The following is a 4815-nucleotide window of genomic DNA, read 5'->3' as shown; positions in this document are numbered from 1 at the left end:
CCCGGGCGGCCGCGTGCGCGTGCGGGGGCGGGGCTTCACGGTGACGCGGCGCTGAGGCCCGCGGCCGCCGGGGCGACTCGCCATGCCGGCATGCTCTTTTTGAGTCACTCAAAAGAACGTGTAGAGTCGAGGACATGGAGACAGACCTCGACTCGGCGCTGCGAGGCGCCGGGCTGCGTGCGACCGCGGGCCGCGTCGCCGTTCTCGAGGCTCTCGGCTCCATGGCCCACACGGATGCGGAGCGCGTCTACCGCGCGGTCTCCGAGTCGCTGCCGACCACGTCGATCCAGTCGGTGCACAACATCCTCGCGGACCTGACGACGGCGGGGCTCATCCGCCGGATCGAACCGGCAGGATCCGCGGCGCTCTACGAACGGCGCATCGGCGACAACCACCACCACGTCGTGTGCACCTCCTGCGGTGCGATCGGCGACGTGGACTGCGTCGTCGGCGAGGCGCCGTGCCTCACCCCCTCCTCCACGGGGGGATTCACCGTCCAGACAGCCGAAGTCACCTTCTGGGGCCTGTGCCCCAGCTGCCAGAACGCCGCGTAGGCCCGCCTCCGACCGCCCGTCCCCCGACGGCGCTGTTCGGCGTGCCCGCGCGCAGAAGGAGAACACCATGTCGAACCCCACCGGGTCGAACCGTCCGGCCACCACGACGCAGACGGGTACGCCCATCGCGAGCGACACCCACTCCCTCACGGTCGGTGCCGACGGCCCCACCGTGCTGCACGACCAGCACCTGGTCGAGAAGATCGCCTCGTTCAACCGCGAGCGGGTGCCGGAGCGCAACCCGCACGCCAAAGGCGGTGGTGCGTTCGGCGAGTTCGTCGTCACGGAGGACGTGTCGCAGTACACCAGGGCCGCGGTGTTCCAGCCCGGTGCCACGTCCGAGACGCTGATCCGCTTCTCCTCCGTCGCGGGCGAGCAGGGCTCTCCCGACACCTGGCGCGACGTGCGCGGCTTCTCGCTGCGGTTCTACACGACCGAGGGCAACCTCGACATCGTGGGCAACAACACCCCCACGTTCTTCCTGCGCGACGCCATCAAGTTCCCCGACTTCATCCACTCGCAGAAGCGCCTGGGCGACTCCGGTCTGCGCGACGCCGACATGCAGTGGGACTTCTGGACGCTCTCGCCCGAGTCCGCCCACCAGGTCACGTACCTCATGGGCGACCGCGGGCTCCCCCGCAGCTGGCGCCACATGAACGGCTACGGCTCGCACACCTACTCGTGGGTGAACGCCGCGGGCGAGCTGTTCTGGGTGAAGTACCACTTCCTGGCACACCAGGGTGTCGAGGCGATGAGCCCGGAGGAGGCAGAGAAGCTCGCCGGCACCGACGCCGACCACTACCGCCGCGACCTGTTCCAGTCGATCGCCCAGGGCGACTTCCCGAAGTGGGACCTGTACGTGCAGATCATGCCGTACGACGAGGCGAAGGACTACCGCTTCAACCCGTTCGACCTGACCAAGACGATCTCGAAGAAGGACTACCCGCGCATCAAGGTCGGCACGCTGACCCTGAACCGCAACCCGGAGAACTTCTTCGCGCAGATCGAGCAGGCGGGCTTCGCGCCCGGCAACCAGGTGCCCGGCACGGGCATCTCGCCGGACAAGATGCTGATGGGCCGCATCTTCGCGTACCCCGACGCGCAGCGTCACCGCATCGGCGCGAACTACAACCAGCTGCCGGTCAACCAGCCGCACGCGGCCGAGGTGCGCAACTACCAGCACGAGGGCTCGATGCGGTATCAGTACAACGACGCCGCGCACCGCACCTACCAGCCGAACTCGTTCGGCCCCGCCGGCGGCCCCGAGGCCGACCCGGCGAAGGGTGTCGAGGCGAACTGGGCGGCCGACGGCGAGCTGACCCGCTCCGCGGCGACCCTGCACGCCGAGGACGACGACTTCGGCCAGGCCGGCACGCTCTACCGCGAGGTGTTCGACGGGGAGCAGCGCGCCCGCTTCCTGGAGACGCTGACCGGCCAGGGCCGCTCGATCACGATCGACGCGATCCGCGAGCGCTTCTTCCAGTACTGGACGAACGTGGACGCCGAGCTCGGCGCCGCGCTCCGCGACCGGGTCTGACCCGGGTCGGCGCCCCTCCCTCCGTCATCCGGGGAGGGGCGCCGCCGGCGGGGACCCCGACGAACGCCCCCTTCTGCATCGTGCCCGCAGGAGGGGGTTCGTCGTCGGTGCGGCCGTTGCCGCGCGAGAGGGAGCAGGATGGAGGGGTGGCCGTTCCCCTCTCCGACCTGACCGCGATGCCCGCTCCCCAGCACGTGTACGCCCCCGACGGCACCCGGCTGGCGACCTACACGTGGGGTGAGCTCGATGCCCCGGTCGTGGTGGCGGTGCACGGCTTCGCGTCGAGCGCGCGCGACAACTGGGTGCTCACGGGCTGGGTGCGCGAGCTCACCGCGGCCGGCTACCGCGTGCTGGCTCTGGACCAGCGGGGGCACGGCCAGAGCGACAAGCCGCACGAGGCCGACGCCTACGCGATCCGCGCCCTGGCGACCGACGTGGAGACGGTGATGGACACCTACCTCGTCGACGACGCCTTCTACCTGGGCTACTCGCTGGGTGCGCGCGTCGGCTGGGAGGTCGTGCGGGAGCTCCCGCACCGGATCGGCCGGGCGGTGCTCGGAGGGGTTCCCGACGGCATCCCCCTGGCCCGGCTCGACCTGGACGAGGTGCGGGCGTATCTCGCCGACGGCACGCCGGTGACCGACCGCACCACCCAGAACTACATCGCCCTGACCGAGCGCGTGCCCGGCAACGACCTGCGGGCCCTGGTCGCGCTGGCGGAGGGGCTGCGCGGCTCCGGCACGATCGACCCCGACCCGGCCGACGCCCCGACCCGGCCGATCCTGTTCGCGACCGGGTCGAAAGACGCGATCATCGAGGGCTCGCGGGCACTGGCGGCCGCGGCCCCCGACGGCCGGTTCGTGGAGATCCCGAACCGGCATCACTTCAACGCGCCGGGCTCGCGCGACTTCAAGGAAGCCGCGCTCGCCTTCTTCGCCGAAGGCTGACCGCGGTCAGCTCGCGGTGGCGTCCTCACGCTTCGGCAGCACCCAGCCCGCGCGCGGAAAGTGGCACGTGTAGCCGTTCGGGTACTTGATCAGGTAGTCCTGGTGCTCCTCCTCGGCCTGCCAGAACGGCCCGGCGGGCTCGATGGTGGTGACGGCCTTCGCCGGCCACAGCCCGGAGGCGTCGACGTCGGCGATCGTGTCGCGCGCGACCTGCTCCTGCTCGGGGGTGAGCGGGAAGATCGCGGAGCGGTAGCTCGACCCGATGTCGTTGCCCTGACGGTTCAGCGTCGACGGGTCGTGGATCTGGAAGAAGAACGCGAGGATGTCGCGGTAGGTCGTCTGGGTCGGGTCGAACACGATCTCGACCGCCTCCGCGTGACCGGGGTGGTTGCGGTAGGTGGCGTGGTCGTTCTCGCCACCGGTGTAGCCCACGCGGGTGTCGAGCACCCCGGGCTGGCGGCGGATCAGGTCTTCCATGCCCCAGAAGCAGCCGCCCGCCAGCACGGCGGTCTCGGTCCCGGGGGTGCGGGTGATGGTTCCGGTGTCGGTCATGACTGCTCCTCAGCGGTGTCGGGGGTGTCGGGTGTCGTGGTGGGGTCCGCGGCGAAGAGGCGGCTGTAGCGACCGTACCCCTCCTCCTCCAGCCTGTCAGCCGGGATGAAGCGCAGGGCCGCGGAGTTCATGCAGTAGCGCAGGCCGCCCTCGGCCGCCGGTCCGTCGTCGAACACGTGACCCAGGTGGCTGTCGGCTCCGGTCGAGCGGGCCTCGGTGCGGGTCATCCACAGCGTTCGGTCGGTCTTGGTGGTCACGGCCTCGGCGTCGATCGGGCGCGTGAAGCTCGGCCAGCCGGTGCCGCTGTCGTACTTGTCGCGGGACGAGAACAGCGGCTGTCCGGAGACCACGTCGACGTAGATGCCGTCGTCGTGGGTGTTCCAGTAGGCGTTGCGGAAGGGCGGCTCGGTGGCGTCCTGCTGCGTCACCTCGTACTGCAGGTTCGTCAGGGCGCTGACCGCCTCGGGGGTCTTGCCGTAGTCGTTCGACATGAGTGGCTCCTTGTCCGGCGCCGCTGGCTGCGGCGTCATAGAGGAGAACCCGTACCGTCCCCGTTTTGGTCCCGCGGGGCTGGGAGCGGGCTGTGAGTTTTCGACGGCTCAGGCGGAGGCGCGCACGAGGTCCAGGTTCGCGGTGGCGGTGCGGAGGATGTCGGCGACCGTGCGGTCGTCGGGGCGGCGCGCGACCTTCAGGCCGAGCCACGCGACGTCGCCGGCGGCGGTGAGGGCCGCCGCGACGTGGGCGCGGTCGAGCAGAGAGCGCGACGCGGGGTGGGTGTCCGCGATCGGGAGGTGCGCGTCGATCCACGGGTACCCGTAGGGGCTCTCCACGGGGGCGGCGCCGGAGAGGGCGAGCCCGGTCAGCAGGCCGGACGCCGCGGCGTCGGCGATCTGCGCGGTGACCGCGTCGGCATCGCGGAGCTCGATCGCGGAGCGCCCCCAGTTCAGCCACAGCCCCACCGGGACGTCGGCCAGGCGGATCGCGGCGATCTCGTCCGCGAGGGGCAGGAACCCCTTCTCGGGCGTCCGGTCCGGCACGTGCGCGTCGCAGTGCTCGATCGCCAAGACGGCGCCGGACCAGTCGAGCGCGGTCACCTCGTCGAGCGACCGGGCGAGGGCGGCGGCGTCTCCGGTCGCGCGCGGCGCGGTGTGCAGCGTGACCACGGCCACGTGGGCGGCGCTCTCGTCGCGGAGCCGGGCGACGTCGGCGGCCACCCGGCGCAGAT

6 protein-coding genes are annotated in these 4815 nt (G+C 71.2%); 3 read left to right on the top strand and 3 right to left on the bottom strand.

The genetic code is table 11. The features are described from left to right. Window positions 1–134: 134 nt before the first annotated feature. The 3 genes from DW309_RS00270 (at window position 135) to DW309_RS00260 (ending at window position 3038) form a co-directional block, all read left to right on the top strand. Complete coding sequence (locus DW309_RS00270) at window positions 135–554, top strand: Fur family transcriptional regulator (RefSeq protein ID WP_136028563.1); 420 nt, start codon at window positions 135–137, stop codon at window positions 552–554. Between the two features lie 67 nt (window positions 555–621). Further along, window positions 622–2091: a catalase gene (locus DW309_RS00265; RefSeq protein WP_136028562.1), complete on the top strand. Its 1470-nt coding sequence runs from the start codon at window positions 622–624 to the stop codon at window positions 2089–2091. 146 nt (window positions 2092–2237) lie between these two features. Then, window positions 2238–3038: an alpha/beta fold hydrolase gene (locus DW309_RS00260; RefSeq protein ID WP_136028561.1), complete on the top strand. Its 801-nt coding sequence runs from the start codon at window positions 2238–2240 to the stop codon at window positions 3036–3038. Window positions 3039–3044: 6 nt separating this feature from the next. Here DW309_RS00260 and msrA read toward each other — a convergent pair whose 3' ends face one another. The 3 genes from msrA to DW309_RS00245 form a co-directional block, all read right to left on the bottom strand. Next, complete coding sequence (msrA, locus tag DW309_RS00255; RefSeq protein WP_136028560.1) at window positions 3045–3590, bottom strand: peptide-methionine (S)-S-oxide reductase MsrA; 546 nt, start codon at window positions 3588–3590, stop codon at window positions 3045–3047. Further along, entirely contained in the window at window positions 3587–4081 is a 495-nt protein-coding gene (gene msrB / locus DW309_RS00250) for a peptide-methionine (R)-S-oxide reductase MsrB (RefSeq protein WP_136028559.1), read from the bottom strand. The genes msrA and msrB overlap by 4 nt, the downstream gene beginning before the upstream one ends. Window positions 4082–4189: 108 nt before the next feature. After that, window positions 4190–4815 (bottom strand): DUF4862 family protein (locus tag DW309_RS00245; protein ID WP_168387115.1); only part of this gene is annotated, 626 nt, incomplete at its 5' end.

Source organism: Microbacterium sp. K41, assembly GCF_004794395.1.
GTDB lineage: Bacteria > Actinomycetota > Actinomycetes > Actinomycetales > Microbacteriaceae > Microbacterium > Microbacterium sufflavum.
The sequence above is the reverse complement of the archived record's forward strand: the minus strand, read 5'-3'. Positions and strand labels throughout refer to the sequence as shown.

Coding starts and splice junctions, on each gene's coding strand:
- DW309_RS00270 (WP_136028563.1), top strand. CDS start 135: ATGGAGACAGACCTCGACTCGGCGCTGCGAGGCGCCGGGCTGCGTGCG.
- DW309_RS00265 (WP_136028562.1), top strand. CDS start 622: ATGTCGAACCCCACCGGGTCGAACCGTCCGGCCACCACGACGCAGACG.
- msrA (WP_136028560.1), bottom strand. CDS start 3,590: ATGACCGACACCGGAACCATCACCCGCACCCCCGGGACCGAGACCGCC.
- msrB (WP_136028559.1), bottom strand. CDS start 4,081: ATGTCGAACGACTACGGCAAGACCCCCGAGGCGGTCAGCGCCCTGACG.